General features: G+C 70.8%; 19 protein-coding genes. 10 read left to right on the top strand and 9 right to left on the bottom strand.

Annotated elements, in window-relative coordinates; all coding sequences use genetic code 11:
* Positions 1 to 2: 2 nt before the first annotated feature.
* A complete protein-coding gene (locus BJZ21_RS13545; RefSeq protein WP_218851485.1) occupies positions 3 to 284 on the top strand; it encodes an integrase core domain-containing protein in 282 nt (93 codons plus the stop codon).
* Positions 285 to 310: 26 nt separating this feature from the next.
* Here the strand turns inward: BJZ21_RS13545 and BJZ21_RS13540 are convergent, their stop codons facing one another.
* Entirely contained in the window at positions 311 to 1669 is a 1359-nt protein-coding gene (locus tag BJZ21_RS13540; protein WP_218851431.1) for an ISL3 family transposase, read from the bottom strand.
* 228 nt (positions 1670 to 1897) lie between these two features.
* Here BJZ21_RS13540 and BJZ21_RS13535 point away from each other — a divergent pair, with 228 nt between their 5' ends.
* Positions 1898 to 2824, top strand: a complete 927-nt coding sequence (locus tag BJZ21_RS13535; protein ID WP_179664238.1) for a methylenetetrahydrofolate reductase — start codon at positions 1898 to 1900, stop codon at positions 2822 to 2824.
* 113 nt (positions 2825 to 2937) lie between these two features.
* Here BJZ21_RS13535 and BJZ21_RS13530 read toward each other — a convergent pair whose 3' ends face one another.
* Together BJZ21_RS13530 and BJZ21_RS13525 are read right to left on the bottom strand one after the other, a co-directional pair.
* Complete coding sequence (locus tag BJZ21_RS13530; protein WP_179664237.1) at positions 2938 to 3387, bottom strand: VOC family protein; 450 nt, start codon at positions 3385 to 3387, stop codon at positions 2938 to 2940.
* 279 nt (positions 3388 to 3666) lie between these two features.
* Entirely contained in the window at positions 3667 to 4122 is a 456-nt protein-coding gene (locus tag BJZ21_RS13525) for a MarR family winged helix-turn-helix transcriptional regulator (RefSeq protein ID WP_343052138.1), read from the bottom strand.
* A 73-nt stretch (positions 4123 to 4195) separates the two neighbouring features.
* Here BJZ21_RS13525 and BJZ21_RS13520 point away from each other — a divergent pair, with 73 nt between their 5' ends.
* Together BJZ21_RS13520 and BJZ21_RS13515 are read left to right on the top strand one after the other, a co-directional pair.
* Positions 4196 to 4867, top strand: coding sequence for a maleylpyruvate isomerase family mycothiol-dependent enzyme (locus tag BJZ21_RS13520; protein ID WP_179664236.1), 672 nt, complete (start codon positions 4196 to 4198; stop codon positions 4865 to 4867).
* Between the two features lie 235 nt (positions 4868 to 5102).
* Positions 5103 to 5675, top strand: a complete 573-nt coding sequence (locus BJZ21_RS13515) for a DinB family protein (RefSeq protein WP_179664235.1) — start codon at positions 5103 to 5105, stop codon at positions 5673 to 5675.
* A gap of 195 nt (positions 5676 to 5870) precedes the next feature.
* Here BJZ21_RS13515 and BJZ21_RS13510 read toward each other — a convergent pair whose 3' ends face one another.
* Both BJZ21_RS13510 and BJZ21_RS13505 read right to left on the bottom strand, forming a co-directional pair.
* Entirely contained in the window at positions 5871 to 6650 is a 780-nt protein-coding gene (locus tag BJZ21_RS13510; protein WP_179664234.1) for an SDR family oxidoreductase, read from the bottom strand.
* A gap of 29 nt (positions 6651 to 6679) precedes the next feature.
* The gene (locus tag BJZ21_RS13505; protein WP_179664233.1) at positions 6680 to 7348 is read right to left on the bottom strand and encodes a Type 1 glutamine amidotransferase-like domain-containing protein; all 669 of its coding nucleotides are present in this window, start codon (positions 7346 to 7348) and stop codon (positions 6680 to 6682) included.
* A 280-nt stretch (positions 7349 to 7628) separates the two neighbouring features.
* Between BJZ21_RS13505 and mraY the strand changes: the two genes are divergently transcribed.
* On the top strand, positions 7629 to 8714 hold the full coding sequence (gene mraY / locus BJZ21_RS13500) for a phospho-N-acetylmuramoyl-pentapeptide-transferase (protein ID WP_179664232.1): 1086 nt from the start codon (positions 7629 to 7631) through the stop codon (positions 8712 to 8714).
* Between the two features lie 39 nt (positions 8715 to 8753).
* Here the strand turns inward: mraY and BJZ21_RS13495 are convergent, their stop codons facing one another.
* A complete protein-coding gene (locus tag BJZ21_RS13495; RefSeq protein ID WP_179664231.1) occupies positions 8754 to 9338 on the bottom strand; it encodes a cysteine hydrolase family protein in 585 nt (194 codons plus the stop codon).
* 210 nt (positions 9339 to 9548) lie between these two features.
* On the opposite strand from BJZ21_RS13495, the gene BJZ21_RS13490 reads away from it, so the two are divergent.
* A complete protein-coding gene (locus BJZ21_RS13490) occupies positions 9549 to 11090 on the top strand; it encodes an Ig-like domain-containing domain (protein ID WP_179664230.1) in 1542 nt (513 codons plus the stop codon).
* Between the two features lie 111 nt (positions 11091 to 11201).
* Positions 11202 to 11591, top strand: a complete 390-nt coding sequence (locus BJZ21_RS13485; protein ID WP_179664229.1) for a hypothetical protein — start codon at positions 11202 to 11204, stop codon at positions 11589 to 11591.
* Positions 11592 to 11613: 22 nt separating this feature from the next.
* Here the strand turns inward: BJZ21_RS13485 and BJZ21_RS13480 are convergent, their stop codons facing one another.
* Complete coding sequence (locus BJZ21_RS13480; RefSeq protein ID WP_179664228.1) at positions 11614 to 12843, bottom strand: glycoside hydrolase family 3 protein; 1230 nt, start codon at positions 12841 to 12843, stop codon at positions 11614 to 11616.
* A gap of 120 nt (positions 12844 to 12963) precedes the next feature.
* Positions 12964 to 13134, bottom strand: a complete 171-nt coding sequence (locus BJZ21_RS13475) for a hypothetical protein (RefSeq protein WP_179664227.1) — start codon at positions 13132 to 13134, stop codon at positions 12964 to 12966.
* 156 nt (positions 13135 to 13290) lie between these two features.
* Here BJZ21_RS13475 and BJZ21_RS20610 point away from each other — a divergent pair, with 156 nt between their 5' ends.
* On the top strand, positions 13291 to 14028 hold the full coding sequence (locus BJZ21_RS20610) for a helix-turn-helix transcriptional regulator (protein ID WP_218851484.1): 738 nt from the start codon (positions 13291 to 13293) through the stop codon (positions 14026 to 14028).
* A 15-nt stretch (positions 14029 to 14043) separates the two neighbouring features.
* On the opposite strand, the gene BJZ21_RS13465 is transcribed toward BJZ21_RS20610, so the two are convergent.
* On the bottom strand, positions 14044 to 15468 hold the full coding sequence (locus BJZ21_RS13465) for an aminopeptidase P family protein (protein ID WP_343052137.1): 1425 nt from the start codon (positions 15466 to 15468) through the stop codon (positions 14044 to 14046).
* A gap of 58 nt (positions 15469 to 15526) precedes the next feature.
* Between BJZ21_RS13465 and BJZ21_RS13460 the strand changes: the two genes are divergently transcribed.
* Together BJZ21_RS13460 and BJZ21_RS13455 are read left to right on the top strand one after the other, a co-directional pair.
* Entirely contained in the window at positions 15527 to 16648 is a 1122-nt protein-coding gene (locus BJZ21_RS13460) for a PrsW family intramembrane metalloprotease (RefSeq protein ID WP_179664225.1), read from the top strand.
* Complete coding sequence (locus BJZ21_RS13455; RefSeq protein ID WP_246298501.1) at positions 16645 to 18396, top strand: dynamin family protein; 1752 nt, start codon at positions 16645 to 16647, stop codon at positions 18394 to 18396. Before BJZ21_RS13460 ends, BJZ21_RS13455 begins: the two co-directional genes overlap by 4 nt.
* Positions 18397 to 18459: the final 63 nt, after the last annotated feature.

Raw genomic sequence — 18459 nt, 5'->3', positions numbered from 1 at the left:
ACTTGACGATCTATAGGAGCATCAACGCGATGGCCGAGGCGCTCAACTCGCTCTTCAAGGCCGAGTGCATCCGCAACCCGGTCATGCGGCCCAAGGGCGGCTGGAACAACGTGAGCGACGTCGAGATCGCGGTCGCCGAATACGTCGACTGGTTCAACCACCGACGCCTGCACGGCGAGATCGGCCAGGTCCCACCAGCAGAGTTCGAGGCCACCCACTGGGCATCGGTCAAGAACGAGAACTACCCTGCAATCCCGGTCCCGATCGAGGTCGGTTCCAACTAAACGAGCCTCCACGAAACCGGCTCTTCTTACTTCAGGTGGGGGTGGCTGAGCCCGCCGCCGATGAGCAGCATGCGTAGGCGGTAGTTCTCGCGGTTGCGGAATCCTCTGGCCACGCGTCGATGGAGCTCGATCAGGCCGTTGATGGCCTCTGTGCCGCCGTTGTTGGATCGGCCGGTCTCGAAGTAGGCCAGGAACGCCTCTTTCCAGCGCTTCAGTGTGCGACCGAGTCGGGCCATCTCGGGGACCGGGCAGGTCGGGAACGAGTCGAGGATCTTGGTCGCGATCTTGCGGCCCTCGGCCGGATCGGGGTGGCGGTAGGCGGTGCGGAGTTGTTGGGCGCACGACCAGGCGATCCAGACCTGCAGGTGCTCATCGGGTCTGGCTGCGATGGCTTTCTCGAATCTGGCCCACTGCTTGTCGGTGAGCTTCTCCGCGCCCGCGCGCAGCAGTTTCTGGATGCCGTAGAGCGGGTCGCCCTTGCGGCCGCGGCGACCCAGGGTCTCTTGCTGGACCCGGCGCCGGCACTCATCGACCGCGGCGGTGCCGAGCTTCACGACATGGAACGCATCAACCACCGCGACGGCGTCCTCGAGCTTGTCGTCGATCGCGGTCTTGTAGCCCTGGAAAGGGTCCAGGGCGGCGACCTTCACGCCGTCGCGGAAGGCGTTGCCGCGTTCTTCGAGCCAGTCGGCGTAGGCCTTGCCGGATCGGCCCGGGACCAGGTCGAGCAGCCGCGCACGCACGCGTCCTTCCTGGTCACGACTCAGGTCGACCATCCCGGTGAGCTCTTTCGGGCCGCGGCCGCCGTCCTTGATCGGTCTGGTCGAGACGTGGTGCCAGATGTGTTCGTCCACGCCCAGGCTGGTGACGTTCTCGAAGCGTGCCGGGTCGACGGCCATGGCCTCGAGCAGCGGCTCGATCGAGCGCCATAGCGTGCGCCAGGTCGTGCCGAGCTGCCGCGCGAGGCCGGCGACCGAGGCGTGCTCGCGGCGGAGCTGGTTGATCGCCCACCAGCACGCACGCACCGTCAGCAACGCCCGCGGGCCCGCCAGATCCTCGCGCTGTTCGGTGAACGACCTGGCCGTGCACTTCTCCTCGCCGCAGCGCCACGTTCGTTTGCGCCAGACCAGCCGGACCGGGCGCCCGAAGCAGGGCACGTCGATCAGGCGCACGTCGCGTCGACCGTGGCTGTGTGCGATCACCCCACACCTACGACAGCCCGTCGGCTCAGGCGGTGTCTCGACAACGACACGGACCGCGCCGGCGTGTTCGCCGACGCCGATGACGTGGAACCCATCGAGGCCGACGAGGAGGTCACACCGGTCGCAGTAGCAGGAGCGTTGAGAACGTGGGCGCGCGCGGTCGCACGCCGTAGGCTCGAGCATCGTCGAGGCCTTTCGGTCGGTCAGCTTGGTCGCTACCGATCCTGGAAGGCCTCGACCCCTGTCTGGGTCAGGCGCTCAGGTCGTGTCGCTCACTGCCCCCACCGCAGGTAAGAAGAGCCACGAAACCCGGGGCCCTTCAGTAAGTCGCAAGTCCGTCGTCGTGCGGATCGCAGGTGTGTCCGGGCGGTATCGGGGCGGCGGCGCCGATCAGTCCGTTACGGTCGCGGCGTGGATCTCCAGAGGCGCATCCGCGAACGTCGGGGCGAGTTCCTGCTCTTCGCGCTGACACCACCACGTCGAGCGACCTCCCCGGAGAAGAGTCAAGAGATCGCCGACGTGACACTCGAGCGCCTTCAGGAGTTGGACCTGGACGGCCTGGTGCTTTACGACATCGATGACGAGAGCGACCGAAACTCTGAGGAGCGCCCGTTCCCGTTTCTGCCGACCCTGGACCCCGCGGAGTATCTGTCCAGGCATCTCAATCACTGGAACACCCCGGTTGTTGTCTACCGCGCGGTCGGGAAGTACGACGAGGCCCAACTCGGATCATGGCTCGAGGCGCAAGAACCCGATCGGGTGCTGTCGGTCTTCGTCGGGCCCTCCTCCCGCGACAAGCCGGTGGCGACCACGTTGACGCGAGCCCAGGCGCTGGGGACCAAGATCAAGCCTGACCTGTTGCTCGGCGGGGTCGCGATCCCGGAGCGCCATACACGCAATGGCGATGAGCATCTGCGACTGCTCGCCAAACAGGCGGCCGGCTGCGCCTTCTTCGTGACCCAAGTGGTCTACGACCTCAACGCAGCAAAGAACCTTGTCTCGGACTACCGCTACGAGTGCGCCGCACGGGGCCAAGATCCGGTCCCGATGGTGTTCACGTTCTCGGTGTGCGGCTCGATGAAGACACTGGAGTTCCTCCGGTGGCTCGGCGTAGACGTCCCACGCTGGATCCAGAACGACCTTCGGCACGCCGACGACACCCTCGACGCGTCCTTCGAGCAAGCACTGGCGACGGCTCTCGAGCTGATTGCATACTGCCGACGTCTCGGCGTGCCATTCGGGCTCAACGTCGAGAGCGTCTCGATCCGGCGTACCGAGATCGAGTCTTCCGTGAATCTCGCCGCCCGTCTGCAGGCCGAACTCCGCCGCTCGGAGTGACCGCCCAATCCAGCGGATCCAGTCCGCACGGTGCGCCGACTGGCGGGGGTAGGACGCAGTACCCGGTCCGGCAACCGTCGCTTCCCGGAGCCGGCCGTCTCGGTGATGAGGGACTACCGGTCCGGCGGCCGCGGCGTCATCGTGCTCCCGCCCCACTCCTCGGGTGCCACGTCGGCCAGCGTCTGGTTGATGACCCATTGGTGGCCGAACGGGTCGTCGAGTGTGGCCTGTCGCTCGCCGTACTGCCAGTCGTGCGGTGGATCGACCAGGGTCGCGCCGCGACTGACCGCAGTGTCGACCACGCGCGCAACATCGTCGACCTTGAACATGATCTGGTGAGAACGTCCGCGCTCTGGTGTGCGCCGACCTGGCCGGACCTCGCTGAGCACGAGCTCGGCCGGAGGGCCGTTCGGCAACCCGAGCTGTGAGCGGTGCCCGTCGCCGACGCGGACGTGTTCGACGAAGCCGAAGACCTCGCTGTACCACGCGACGGCAGCTCGGACGTCCGCCACGGTCAGCACCGGGGTCACCCGGGCGCGCGGCGCCGAGCGGTTCACGAGCACGGGGTCACCATAGGTCCGCGAGCTCACGAGCGCACGGCCGTCCGTGCGGATTCCTCATCCTGCCCTCCGGCGCAGCCCGACCAGGCATGTCATACGACAGCCCCGGTGGCACCCTGGCGGCGGCGTGACGCACTTGCTCGGAAGGGGTCAACGACTTGCCTAAGACCGATCTGCGCGACCGCCGAAGCGTCTCGTGTTTCTTGTCGCGGCTGGGCGTGGTCGATGCCCTTATGACACTGCGCACCACGCGTGACGACTCGATCTCGAGCGGGCACAGAGTCACTCTCCGGACTGCACGTCGGTGATCTCCTTGAGCTCCTCGAGCATGTGCCGCAGGTCCGTCATCCGTTGCGAGCCGAGTCGGGCCTCCCACTCCGCCTCGACGCGCCGCTGCTCGACCAGCGCGACCGCCACCACGTCACGGCCGCGAGGAGTGATCCGGATCAGGCGGGCTCGCCGGTCCGTGGGGTCCGGGACGCGTTCGACGTAACCACCGGCCTCGAGGTCGTCGATGAGGAAACCGGCCGCCTGCTTGCTTACCTGAGCGGCCCGCGCAAGATCGGTGAGGCGCGAGCCGTTGCGGTCCAGACGCTGGAAGAGCCGGGCCTGGGCCAGTGAGATGTCGTAGCCCCCAGTCGTCACCGCGACCAGGATTCGCTGCTCCATGTGCCGGTAGGGGATGAACAGCAGCACCCCCACACTGATCGGCGTCTCCTCGGGTTCGATGATCGTCACGAGAACCCCCTTGCCGGATCGGTCGTCTCAGTTGCACAGTAGTCAAAGAACTTGACTACTGGTGGTGGTAATCATGGATGAGCCGGTATGGCACCTGATCCGTGACGAGCGCCTGAGCCTGGCTCAGATGCTCGAGGGCCTGCCCGAGGAGCGATGGGCCACCCGATCGTTGTGCGAGGAGTGGTCCGTGCGCGACGTGCTCGCCCACTTGGTCATGACGCCGGCCGGCGAGCCCCGCCCTTGGACCATGACGAAGGCGCTCTTGCGAGCGCGTGGCCGCCTGTGGACCGCTGGTCGAGACGTCGCTGTCACCTACGCGCGACGGAGCCCGGGGGAGCTGGTGTCATCGCTGCGGGCGAGCGCCGAGCTGAGGACCAAGCCGGTGTTCGTGGTCAGCCAGAACATCCTGCTCGACCTCGTTGTGCACGGCCAGGACATCGCCGTACCGCTCGCCCTGCCCAGACCTGTGCCGGACGCTGCTGCGGTCCTCAGCCTCCAGCGGATCTGGGCCATGGGTTGGCCCTTCCGAGCTCGCCGGCGCCTGGCCGGGGTGCGCTTGGAGTGCCAGGGCGACGCAACGCCAGAGCTGGTGTGGGAGGCCGGCTCTGGCCCACAGGTCCGTGGTTCGGCGGGCGACCTCGCTCTGCTCATGACCGGTCGGATCCGCGCCGCGCTGCCGCATCTGGTTGGACCCGGGGTGGAGATGATCGCCGCCCGACTGCATCCCGCGGGAGCGTCTTATTGAGACCCGACGGACTGCGTCCGTTTATCGAGCTGGTGGTCTGCACCACCCTGCCGCCCCCAGATGAAGTTCCGCGACGACTGGCCGTCTGGTCGCGACGAAGACGCGCACTACCCACGAGAGAGGAACAGAGAGAATCAGCGGGCGTACGACAGGGATGCTTGGCGGCGATCAACGCACCACCTGGAGCTTCCTGCGGGCCAAACCCGGGTGCGCCCGGCTGTGACAGGCTGCGCGCATGGTCACCGCACCCAAGGAAGTGCTTAAGGACTACCTGCAAGGGGCTCGCGATGTGCTGCTTTGGAAGCTGGAGGGCCTCTGCGAGCGGGACCTGCGACTGCCTCGCACGCCGACCGGCACCAACCTGCTGGGTCTCGTCAAGCACGCCCTGAACACCGAAGTGATCTACTTCGGACCTACCTTCGGCCGCGAGTGGCCGACACCAGGCGAGCTCGTTTCTCCCAACAACCCCGACCCGCTGGCCGGTTGGCACGCCACCGAGGCAGAAACCGCGGCCGGGATCGTCGACCTCTACCGCCGAGTCCAGGCCTTCGCCGACGAGACCATCGACGCCCTGCCGCTGGACGCGCTCGGGCACGTGGCCCACTGGGGCGACGCGAAGGTCACGCTCGACGAGATCCTGGTCCACACGACAGCCGACCTGCAGCGCCATGCGGGCCACGCCGACATCCTCCGCGAGCAGCTCGATGGCTCGGTCGGCCTGCTGCCGAACCACAACAACCTTCCCGACACCATCGACTGGCCGTCGCACAACCAGCGCCTGACAGAGATCGCCGCCCGATTCGAGTGAACAGGCTGAAGCGGCTCGGTCGCGAAACAGGTCGCGCCGTGCGGTGGCGATGCAGGCGACCTGCAGCCAGCGTCGCTGGGGTGGTGGTGTCCTCAGACGACTTCGCGGGGCGTCGCGAGGGTGACCCGGCCGTGCCTGGACCGTCCGGTTCGGGGACCCCCAGCGCGGCAGTTCCTAAGGTCCGGTCGTGGGTGGTCAGCGACGGAATCCGCCCTCGGAGTTGAGCACCTGTCCGACCATCCACTCGCCCTCGTCGCTGACGAGCCAGGCGATCAGGCGCGCAGGGTCCTGTGGTGCTCCGAGCCGGTGTTGCGGGAACCGGTCGAGCACGGCCGGCGGAGCACCATCGAGGTATCCGGTGTTCACGGGACCGGGGTTGATGGTGTTCAGCATGATCCCCCTGCCGACGAGGTCGTCCGCGACGGACCACGTGGCTCCTGCCAACGCAGCCTTCGACGCGGCATAGGCGAGGTTGTCGCTCATCGGCCCCAGAGCCTGTCCTGAGGTCATCCAGATCACCCTGCCGCCGGTGCGGCCGTCGTGTTGGGCCGCGAAGGCCTTGGTCAGCAACAGCGTCGCTCGCGTGTTGACAGCCCAGTGCCGGTCGAGACTCGTCGCCGTGAGGTCCGCAAGCCCGACCGCGTCACCGCCGTGGGCGTGGTTGCAGACGAGCACGTCGACATGGCCGAGCATGCCGTTCACGGCGTGGATCAACCCCTCTGCTGTCTCGGCGTCGCCCAGGTCGCCGGCCACGTCGACGATGCTTGCGTTCCCACTGAGGCGGGCCCGAAGGTCTGCAAGGAGCTCAGCGAGATCCTCGGAGGCGCCGTACTCGTCCGAGTCATGCCGAAGGTGGTGGTGGACTGCCAGGGAGGCACCCATCGACGCCAGTCGAGATGCGACCGCGAAACCGATGCCCCGCCTCCGGCTGACACCTGTGACCACCGCTGTACGTCCCGCGAGAGGTAGCGACATGCACGCGAGCCTAGGGGGGCCCGCGGCCGTCAGGTCAACCGCTTCCAGTGCCCTTCCGACACGACCTCGACCGCGCCGTCGACCACCTTGATGGCCGTCTGGTCGTCGATGGCGTACGCCGGGGCGGAGATGCTGGCCGCCCATTGCTCCGCCTCCGCCATGGAGTTGCCCGGCAGGCCGTCCGGAGCCAGGTGTGGGCAGATCGAGAAGTCGACGAGGCCCAACGTGCTGTCGTCACCCGTCGCCGGCCTCCACTGGATGAAGTCCTCCCCGACCTCGGGAGTCATCACCATGCTCCCGGCGCTCAGTCCCACCCACACCGTCTCGGTCAGCGACGGAAGGAGGTCGGCGAGTCCGGACTGCCGCATCCAGTGGCACAGGTAGAGGACGTCTCCGCCCGCCACCAGCAAGACGTCCGTCTTCCGGACCAGCGGGATCCAGTGCTCCTCGTCGATGCTGGGCAGCGCGGTGAGCTCCAGCACGCCCATCGACTTCCAGCCCAGGTCGACCATGGGATTGCCGGACTTCCCGCTGATGAACTGCCAGGCCCTCTCGCCCGGTCCGACCGAGGGGTGCCCGTACTGCGCGGTGGGGATGCACAGGGCGTCGGCATCGGAGATCGGCTTGCCCAGCAGCTCGACCAGGGCCTCGCGGATGCTGGTGTTCGTGACGCCGCCGGACGTCAGCAGAAGCTTCAAGATTCCTCCCGATTCGATCGCGATGGATCGTTGCGGGATACGGACCGGTCGCCACCGCGAGACTCATCGCCGCTGAAGGGGGCAAAGGTATCCGAAGTCGGGCCGCTCGCTGCGGACGCCGGGCGGTGATCCAAGGAGTCCGAACCGTGACCCGGGCGTCGACACGCGCCGAGGTCGTTGATGCTCGCCTGTTGATGTGATGTCGTGTCGAGTTCTGACCACGGCGAGCCGACGAGACCGGACGGTCTTGATGGGGCGCCCTCACAGGATCGGCACGAGGTTGAAGGTCATTCTGATGAGCGGCACGTGCGCGCTCGTGGTGTCGTTGTTCGCTACTCGCTGGGCGATCCGGCAGTTCGCCTCGTGGGGGCTGGGGCAGCTGATCCGGGAGGACGGCCCGCAGACGCATCACGTGAAGCGGGGCACCCCCACGATGGGCGGCACCGTCATCGTGATCTCGGTGCTGATCGGCTACGGCTTCGCCAAGCTGTTGATGTGGGAGGCGCCCACGCGATCCGCGCTGCTGGTCCTGTTCCTCCTGGTGGGCATGGCCGGCGTGGGCTTTCTCGACGACTTCATCAAGGTCAGGATGCAGCGCAGCCTGGGTCTGCGAAGCAAGGCCAAGTTGATGGGACAGACCGTTGTCGGTCTCGTGTTCGGAGTCGTGGCACTGCACCCTGCCCTCGGAGACGCGGCCACGGTCGTCTCTCACCGGCTGTCCCTCGTTCGTGACGTCGGACCGGCACTGCCCTGGATGATCGTCCTGGCGCTCGTCTGGTTCATGGTGAGCGGGACCAGCAACGCCACCAACCTGATCGATGGTCTCGACGGGCTGCTGACCGGGAGCGCCGTGATGGTCTTCGCGGCGTACACGATGATCGGCATCTGGCAGAACAACCACCTGTGCGGGTCCTCCAGTGCGACCAGCGGACTGTGCTACCAGGTGGCCTCGCCGCTCGACCTCGCCGCCGTCGCCGCCGGGCTGACCGGCGCCTGCTTCGGGTTCCTGTGGTGGAACGCGTCGCCGGCGAAGATCATCATGGGCGACACGGGCTCCCTCGCGCTGGGAGCAGCCATGGCCGGGCTGGCACTGATGACGCGGACCGAGCTGCTCCTGGCCGTCCTCGGCGGCTTGTACGTCGCAGTCACCGGGTCGGTGATGCTCCAGGTGTCGTGGTTCAAGCTGACCCGTCGTACGACCGGAGTGGGGAAGAGGATCTTCCTCATCGCGCCGCTGCACCACCACTTCGAGATGGCGGGCTGGGAGCAGGTGACGGTGGTGATCCGCTTCTGGATCATCGCCGGGGTCTGCGTCGCGGCTGGGCTCGGGATCTTCTACGGCGACTGGCTGGGAAGCCTCGCCTGAATCGTCGGCCGCCCGGGCGCGCGTGGACCTCGCTGGGTCTCAGAGCCGGCCTATCGCGGCGCCCCCGAGGGCACGGACGACCTGGGCGCTCGTCACGACGGTGGCGAACTCTCCGTGCAGGTTCGTTGCCGTGGCCCGGGCGAGCTCCTCGGCGGTCATCGTCGTGCCGTCCGGGCCGGTGCGGTCGAAGGTGTGGGTCGCGTCGAGCGCGAACCACACGTCGTAGCCGAGGTTTCCGCCGACCCGCGCCGTGGTCTCGCAGCAGTGGTTGGTGGTGATGCCCACGACCACGATCGTGCCGACGTCTCGCCCCCGCAGCCACGCGTCGAGGTCGGGGTCGCCGTGGAAGCTGGAGTTGACCGACTTGGTGACCACCAGGTCCGGCCGATGCCGGGCCAGGTACGGCTTGAGGGCGTTGCCCGGCCGTCCGGGGTGGAGCGGACTGTCCGGGTTCTCCGACTCGTGCCGGACGTAGACGACCGGCCGGCCGGATCCGACGAAGGCGTCGGCCAGCGCGGCGATGTTCGCGTCGCAGTCCGGGTTGTCGCGGGGCCCCCACCACGGATCGTCGAAGCCGACCTGGGCATCGACCACGACCAGCGCGGTGTTCTCGGGCAGCTGCATCGGATCCCTCCAGATCGGCCTGCTTCATCGGTGGCCGGCTCGCCACGAGACAGCTCGGCCGGCTCCCGCCCTTCCCGGAGGTCAGTATCCCTGGGCCGGCCACCGCTGTCTGCCTCGACCGCTGCGAGCCGCCCCGAAGAGACGGCTGCGGAGGCGGCGGCGTCGTGCCACGATGAGGCGCACCAGTCGCGCTCCTCGGGGGAGGACCCAATGCCCGTCTCCATGGCCACCGCGGTCAGGGCCTGGGTGGCCGTCGCGGCCGCGGGTGCCCTGCTCGGTGCCGGCGCGTCCGTCCCTGCGTCGGCTGCCGCCGCCGCGGCACCCGACACGTCGTACCTCAACCCCTGCGTGATCCCCGACAACGCGCCGCCGACGGTCGAGTCGGTGACCTTCTCGCCGTCGGCCGTCGACGTGAGCGACGGGCCGCGGGACGTCACGCTGACGATGCAGATCCCCGACGCGGGCGGCCCCGGCGCCGCGAGCGGTGTCCACCACGCCACGGTCTCGGTGCTCGCGCCGGGCCATTCGTTCGGAGCGCGGCTCGAGCTCGAGCACGGGGACGGCGATGCCTGGTCCGGCACGTTCACCGTCCCGCAGTACGCCGGGACCGGCGACTGGACGCTCGGCCCGGCGTACATCTTCGACCACGCCGGCAACTACGCCGCGCCGCCGCCCGACACCAGCCTCACGGTGACCTCGGCGGCACCGCCGGAGACCGACCCGCCCAGCGTGACCGGCCTGAGCGTCAGCCGGACCGTCGACGCCTCCTCGCACCCGGGCACCGCGCACGTCGTCGTCCAGACCTCGGACGGAGAAGGCGGCAGCGGCGTCGAGGAGGTCCGCGTGCGCGTCCAGCACACCAACGACCACCAGGTGGCGGGCACCCTCGCCGACGAGGGGGACGGCACCTTCGCCGGGGACCTCAGGATTCCGCGCTGGGTCACCGGGACGTGGAAGGTCAAGGAGATCTACCTGCGCGACCGGGCCGGCAACACGCGGGACTACCGGTACCGCTGGGTCAGGGCGCTGGGTGACACCGCCTTCGAGGTGACGGGCCGCAACGACGCCGCTGCGCCGGTCCTGCGCCACCACCGGGTCGGTCCCCGCCGCCTCGACGTGCGGCGGCACGCCGGCTCGGTCACCGTCACGGCGCACCTCCTCGACGCCAGGTCCGGTGTCGCCGAGGTCGAGGCCGGCATCGGCTGGGCCACCGGCCGGCTGACGCGCGTCAGCGGCACCCCGCAGGAAGGGATCTGGCGCGGCCGGGTCCGGATCAGCCCGTGCCTCCGGCTGCTGGGCCACCGCCTGTGGGTGTCCCTGGACGCCCGGGACCGCGTCGGCAACCTCGCCGACGAGCTCCTGGCGCGGGTGAGGATCCGGCACCAGGACCTGCGGCCGCCGCGAGCCGGCATGCCGGTTCACCGGACCGGCCCCGACGGGCCGGTGGCGGTGACCTTCGACGAGCCGGTGCACGGCCTCGACGACGCCAGCGTCGTCGTCCGGGCGTACGGCGGGACCGCCACGGTCGCCGGCAGCTGGGCCTGCCGCGACGACGCGAGCGCCGCGGTGCCGTGCCGGACCGGTCCGGTGAGCACCGCGAAGTGGACGCCGGACGAACCGCTCCCGGCCGGCTCGACGTACGAGATCGTGCTCAACCCGACCGGCAACCTCGGCGTGGTCGACCTCAACGGCATCCCGGTCCGCAAGCCGGGTCCGGACGACGACCACCCGCTCACGTTCGGCATCGAGTGACCGGGCGGGTCGGGCCCGGACGCGGACGCAACGGCCATCGGTCCCTGTTCCTGCGCAACCGGATGTGCCCACGCTCGTAGGGACGGGGGCCGACACCCATGGAGGTGGGTCATGAGACTCAAGCATCTGGCCGTCCCGGCACTCGCCCTCGGCGTGGCAGCGGGGTTGACGACGAGCGGTTCGGTGGCGGCGGCCGCCGGCGACTCCGCCACCACGGTGACCATCAAGGCGCAGGGCACGGACCTGTCCGGGCTCGTGAAGAGCTCCCACAGGAAGTGTGTCGACGGCCGCAAGGTGATCGTGTTCAAGCAGAAGGGCGCCCGCGGCGGCGGTGACGACACGCGGTTCGCCAGCGACACCGCATCGCTGACCATGAGCGGAGCCGCGCAGTGGTCCACCGGGAACACGGGCACCCCCGGCCGGTTCTACGCCAAGGTGCGCCACATCGACGGCTGCCGGGCCGACACCAGTCCGACGATCCGGGCGAGCCGCAACTCCTGACCCGGCCGGGGGACCGGTCGCGTCAGCGGCCCAGGAGTCCCTGGCGCTGCTTGAGCTCGAGCAGCCGCAGCGCCGACTCCCGGACGCGCGCGCGGAAGTGCCGGTCGGTGCGGGCCCGATGCAGCACCGCGGCGTACATGGCCGGGGTCGTGCGCGGGTCGACGGTCAGCACCAGGTCACCGCCCGCGCGCAGGAAGGACACCGCGCGGGCGCCGTACGACCACGGCGCGACCTGCCGGGCGAGGCCCAGGTCGTCGGAGACCACGACCCCGTCGAAGCCGAGGTCGTGGCGCAGCATCGTGCGCAGGACGAACGGCGAGAACGCCGCCGGACGCTTCGGGTCGAGCCGGGCATAGATGGCGGTCGACACCATCACGGCCGGAACCCCGGCGTCGACGGCCCGCTGGAAGGGGACCAGGTAGCGGTCGTGGCGGCGGGTCACGCGGTCGACGACGTGGGTGTCGGTGTCGGTGTTGGCGTGCACACGGCCCAGGCCCGGGAAGTGCTTGGCGGTGGGCACCACACGCCCGGAGCGCATGCCCCGGGCGAAGGCGAGACCGTGCCGGGAGACGGTGCCGACCCGGTAGCCGAACTCCCGGTCGTAGTGGCCGATCGGCGGGTTGTGGGCAGCGGCCCGAGGACCCGGGACGGTGTCGAGGATCGGCGCGAGGTTCATGTTCACCCCCGCCCGGTGCAGCTGCCCGGCCCAGGTCGTCGCCGCGTGCTCGAGCCGCCCCGGTGACCAGGAACCCTGGGTCAGGGCGGTCGGGATGCTTGGGAGTCCACGGCCTCCCAGCACCTGGACCTGGCCGCCCTCCTGGTCGGTCGCGACCAGCAGGCGTACGCCGCCGGTGGCGGCCGACGTGGCCCGCGCCTGAGCGGCCGCCGCGACCCGGGCGGGGGCGCGGACGCCGGCCCGGCTGCGGCCGGTCAGCATCACGTTGCCCACGTGCAGCCGGCGGATCTGGTCGAGCGTGGCCGGGCTCGCCGAGGTGGCGGGCGTGCCGACCATGAACAGCTGGCCGACCTGCTGCGGCAGGCTAAGCCGCGCCAGGCGCCGGGCGGCCGGGGAGCGGCGCTCGAGGGGCTGGTGCCGGTGGACGACCCGCTGGGGAGAGGCGACCAGCTGGGGGGAGAGGTCCGCGGTGGGCAGCAGGTCGGCGACCGGCGCGGACGAGGGACCGGTCAGACCCACCACGAGGGCGACCGCTGCCGCGCACGCGGCGGTGAACCAGACCGAGACCCTCACCACCTGACCGACTCCCCGTCACGACGACATCACCGACGCCGTCCGACGAGGACGGCCTCGCCCTAGGCTGCCACGCGAATGCCATCCGCGCCGTCCCGGGACACGCAACCGGGCGCGTGAGCCTCAGCACCGTGGCTGCGGCCCGTCCAGGCCGACGTTCCAGTGCGCCTGGACGATGAAGCAGGGACGGTCGTGGTGACCGGTCTGGCCGGCGGCGGAGACCGGGACGGCGAGGGCGGCGAGGCCGGAGGCCACGAGCAGTGCGGCGAGCCGGCGGAGCAGGGTGTGCGACATGGTGTGCTCCTGGTCGGGGGTGGGCCCGAGAGCCACTCCTCACGCTAGGAAGGTCGGCCGCCCGACGGAATCCGCGGTTCCGCGTATGTCGCGCCCGGCGAAACGGTCCTACCCTGGAGGAGGTGGGGGGAGCCGCCGGTCGGGCGTGGAGGAACCATGGCGGGCATCACCCTGAGCGAGCGCGACACCTCGTTGCTCCAGGAGATCATCGACGAGCTCGCGCGGCTCGAGCCCGAGCCGATCCCGTGGCCAGCGCTCGAGAAGCTGGCGGAGCTGTTGCACACCGACCAGGTCAACCTCGGCGGCTACTGCACCGCCCCTGCGCACGTCTGGTTCCTCAACGCCGTCGACCACGACGGCCACGGGACCGAGCAGGAGACCCCCGAGGAGGCGCTCGCCAACCCGTTCTGGCAGCACTACTGGCGCGTGGACTGCAGCTACCCGGACCGCTCCGGCGACTACGACTCCATCACCACGCTCTCCGACTTCACCAGCCTGCGTGAGCTCCGCCGGACCAGGGTCGAGCCGGTGCCCTACGAGCGCGAGATCATGGCGTGCATCCCGCTCGCGGCGCATCGTCAGCTGCGCCTGCTGGGCTGGCGCCACGGTCCGGACTTCACCGAGCGGGATCGCTTCCTGCTGCGGCTGCTGCGCCCCCACGTCCGCGAGCACTACCTGCGCTGGCGCCAGCAGCACACGAGCGCGAACGAGCTCACGCCGCGTCAGCTCGCGGTGCTGTCCCTGGTGCGCGAGGGCTACACCAACGGCCAGATCGGGCGCCGGCTGCAGCTCTCGGAGGGCACCGTGCGCACCCACCTGAACAACGTCTACGAGCGGCTGGGCGTGCAGAGCCGGACCGCCGCCGTCGCGGCGGTCTACCGCGACGCCGGCTGACGCCGCGCCGGACGGTCAGCCCCGGCGGCTGCCCATCCACTCCTCGACGTCGGCCGACGTGCGCGGCAGCGACGCCGAGAGGTTCCGGTGGCCGTCGGCGGTCACGAGGATGTCGTCCTCGATGCGGATGCCGATGCCGCGCAGCTCCTCGGGCACCAGCAGGTCGTCCTCCTGGAAGTACAGCCCGGGCTCGACCGTGAGCACCATGCCCGCCGCGAGGTCGCCCTTGGGGTAGACGTCCATCGCGGCGTTGGCGCAGTCGTGCACGTCCATGCCGAGCATGTGGCTGGTCCCGTGCAGGGTCCAGCGGGCGTAGACCTTGCTGTCGGGGTCGAGCGCCTCCTCGGCGGACACCGGCAGCAGCCCGAGGTCCTCCAGGCCGTGGGCCAGCACGCTCATCGCGGCGTCGTGGGCGGCCAGGAACGGTACGCCGGGCCGGACCGCCTGGATCCCCGCCTCCTGGGCGGCGTGCACGAGGTCGTAGAGGTTGCGCTGCAGGTCTGTGAACCGGCCGTCGACCGGCAGCGTGCGGGTCACGTCGGCGGTGTAGAGGTTGTGGCCCTCCACGCCCATGTCGAGCAGCACCAGCTCGCCGGGCGTGATCGGCCCGGAGTTCTCGATCCAGTGCAGCGTGGTGGCGTGCCGGCCGCCGCCGACGATCGAGTCGTAGCCGACGTCGTTGCCCATCGCCCGGGCCCGGCGGAAGAACGTGCCCTCGAGCCAGCGCTCGCCGTACTTGAGCACGTCGGCCCACTCGCGCACGGAGTCCTCGAAGCCGAGCGCGGTGATGTCGCAGGCCTCCTGCAGCTCGCCGACCTCCCAGTCGTCCTTGACCAGGCGCATCTCGGAGACCACCCGGGCGAAGTCCTCGTCGCGGGTGGCGTCGGCGGCCACCAGGCCGTCGACCAGGGCCGAGACGCCGCGGTGGACGCGGGTCTTGCCGGAGCCGGCCAGCGCCTGCGGCAGCTCGTCGACGTGGCGCACCGGCAGCCCGAGTGAGCTGGCGATCTCGTGCGCCGAGGGCCGGCGACCGGCCCACAGCTCGCCGTACTGCCGGTCGCGGAAGAACTCGTCGGTGTCCCGCGAGGACCGCGGCCGCGCGTAGAGGGTCGCCTCGCCGTCCTCGATCACCAGCACCGCGTCGCTGGTCTGGTTGCCGGAGAAGTAGGTGTGGGCGGTGTCGGGACGGAACCGGTAGTCGGTGTCGTTGCTGCGCACCTTGTAGGTGCCGGCCGGCAGCACCAGTCGCTCACCGGGGAACGCCTCGGCCAGCGCGGCGCGACGCCGGGCGGCGTGCTCGGCGATCGGGTGCGCTGGCAGGTCCAGCTCCCTCTCGCCCCACCCGGTCCGCATGAAGCGGGCCCAGGCGTCGGGCACCTTCGGGTCGTGGGACTCGGTCTTCGGCTCGGCCGGGGCGTCGTGCTGGGTCTGGTCGCTCACGTCGTCATGGTACGACGGGACGGCGGGCCGTGCCTCGACTGCCGATAGGCTGCAGCCCATGCCCGGGGCCCGTCGCGACAGCATCGCGTTCACGGTCGTCGTCACCGTGCTCGTGGGGCTGGGTGCGCTGGCGATGCTGCTGCTGATCGCGCTGTCGGGGGCCCCGTCGTCCCTGCTGCTGGCGACCGTGCTGGCCGCGCTGCCGGTGGGGCCGCTGGTGGCCTGCTACCTGTGGCTGGACCGCTACGAACCCGAGCCGCGACGGCTGCTCGCGCTCGGCCTGCTCTGGGGCGGCTTCGCAGCCACCGCGGCGGCCCTGCTGATCCAGGGCGTCGGCGGCTTCGTGGTCGGTTTCAGCGACCGCACCAGCCTCGAGGTCGTGGCCCCGATGTCGGAGGAGGCCAGCAAGGGCCTGTTCCTGATCCTGCTGCTGTGGTGGCGCCGCGCCGAGCTCGACGGCGTCCTCGACGGGCTCGTCTACGCCGGGATGGTCGGCATCGGGTTCGCGTTCACCGAGAACATCCTCTACCTCGCCGCGGCGTACAACGGCACCGACGGGACCGGCCCGGGCGGCACCGACGCGCTGACCGGGACCTTCGTGGTCCGGTGCCTGTTCTCGCCGTTCGCGCACCCGTTCTTCACCACGTTCACCGGCATCGGCGTCGGCATCGCCGTCAACGCCCGAGGCCGGGGGCTGCGCGTGCTCGCCCCGCTGGCGGGCTACGTCGCCGCCGTGGTCGCGCACGCGGCGTGGAACACCTCGACGGTCTACGGGCTGCAGGGGTTCGTGGGGGTCTACCTGCTGCTGATGACGCCGGCGTTCATCGGAATCGTCGCGCTGGCCACCTGGGCGCGCCGCTCGGAGCGGCGGATGCTGACCGCCTCGCTCGGTGACGCCGCGGCCCGCGGGCTCATCCCGGCCACCGACATCGGCTGGGTGGTCGACCTCGGCGCCCGGCGCCGCAGCCGCGCCTTCGCCCGCCAGCAGGGCGGCCGCCCGGGGGAGCGGGCGATGCGCGACTACCAGCAGGCCGCGATCGAGCTCGGCTTCCTCCACCACCGCTTCCTGCGCGGCACCCCGCCGCCCGACTTCGCCGCGCGTGGGCACGAGTACGTTGCGCGGATCAGCGCCGTACGCCCCACGATCGCCTTTCCCGGACAGGTGGTACCCACCCGATGAGCACGCCCCCGCAGTCCCCGGCCGCGGAGCCGCCCGCGGACGCGCAGATGCTGACCGCGCTGGTCCGGCTGCGCGGCTCGTTGCAGGACGCGTCGCTGCCGCTGGAGCTCGCCGACGTCGCCGAGCAGCGGGCGGCGCGAGAGGAGATGGTCGACCAGCTCGAGGACTACGTGCTGCCCCGACTGACGACCCTCGACGCGCCGCTGCTCGCGGTCGTCGGCGGCTCGACCGGCGCCGGCAAGTCCACGCTGGTCAACACCCTCGTCGGCCGGCGGGTCACCGAGTCGGGCGTGCTGCGCCCCACGACCCGGTCCCCGGTGCTCGTCCACCACCCCGACGACGCGGCCTGGTTCGGCCAGGACCGGCTGCTGCCCGACCTCGAGCGGGTCGCCCGGGCCACCACCGACCCCGGCGCGCTCCAGCTCGTGGCCTCCGAGACCGTGCCCGCCGGTCTGGCGATCCTGGACGCGCCCGACGTGGACTCGGTGGAGGAGCACAACCGGCACCTCGCCGCGCAGCTGCTCGCGGCCGCCGACCTCTGGCTGTTCGTCACCTCCGCGGCCAGGTACGCCGACCAGGTGCCCTGGAAGTTCCTGCGCCAGGCGGCGGACCGCTCCACCGCGGTCGCGATCGTGCTCGACCGCACGGCCGCCGACGCGGTGCAGACCGTCGCCACCCACCTGGCCCGGATGCTGGCCAGCCGGGGCCTGAAGGACTCCCCGCTGTTCACGGTCCCCGAGGGCCCGGTCTCCGCGGACGGGCTGCTCGACGCCGGCTCGGTGGCCGACATCAGGGGGTGGCTCGCCTCGCTGGCCGACGACGCCGAGGCGCGTGGGGCCGTGGTGCAGCAGACGCTCGACGGGGCGATCCGCACGATCAGCCGGCGCAGCCACGCGGTCGCCGACGCGGCCGGCGAGCAGGTCGAGGCGTGCCTCCGGCTGCGGGCGGACGCGGACTCGGCGTACGACCGGGCGGTCGAGGCGGTCGCCGAGGCCTCCTCCGACGGCACCCTCCTGCGCGGCGAGGTGCTGGCCCGGTGGCAGGAGTTCGTCGGCACCGGCGAGCTGCTGAAGTCCCTGGAGAACCGGGTCGGCTGGATCCGGGACCGGATCGTCAACGCGGTGAAGGGCAAGCCGGCGCAGGCCGAGCGGGTCACCGTCGCGGTGGAGTCGGGGCTCGAGACCCTGATCCTCGAGCACGCCGAGGCCGCGGCCGAGCGGGCCGCGGGGTCCTGGCAGTCCTTCGGGCCCGGCAAGGCGCTGCTCGCCGACGCCGGGGAGGACCTCGGCCGCGCGTCCCGCGACCTGCGCCTCCGGGCCGAGCGCGCCGTGCGCGACTGGCAGCAGGACGTGCTGGAGATGGTCCGCACCGAGGGCGCGGACAAGCGCAGCACCGCCCGCTTCCTCGCCTTCGGGGTCAACGGGCTGTCGGTGGCGCTGATGGTCGTGGTCTTCGCGCACACCGCCGGGCTGACCGGCGCCGAGGCGGGCATCGCCGGGGGCTCGGCGGTGCTCGGCCAGAAGCTGCTCGAGGCGGTCTTCGGCGACCAGGCCGTGCGCAGCCTCGCGGAGCGCTCGCGGCGCGCGCTCGACGCGCGCGTCCGGGCGCTGCTGGAGGCGGAACGGGCCCGCTACACCGACCTGCTGGACAGCCTCGGGGTGGACGCCGAGGCCCCCGAGCAGGTCCGGGCCGCCGCCCGCCGGGTCGACGACCTGCGCTTCGCCCGGACCCAGCGGAGCACCGATTGAGCCGGGTCGGCCGGGGAGGCCCTAGGGTTGGCCCCGCACCAACGGACCGGGGTCGAGGGGAAC

The organism is Nocardioides panaciterrulae, from assembly GCF_013409645.1.
GTDB classification, from domain to species: Bacteria; Actinomycetota; Actinomycetes; order Propionibacteriales; family Nocardioidaceae; genus Nocardioides; species Nocardioides panaciterrulae.
Note: the sequence above shows the minus strand (reverse complement) of the source record. Positions and strands in the feature narration are given on the sequence as shown.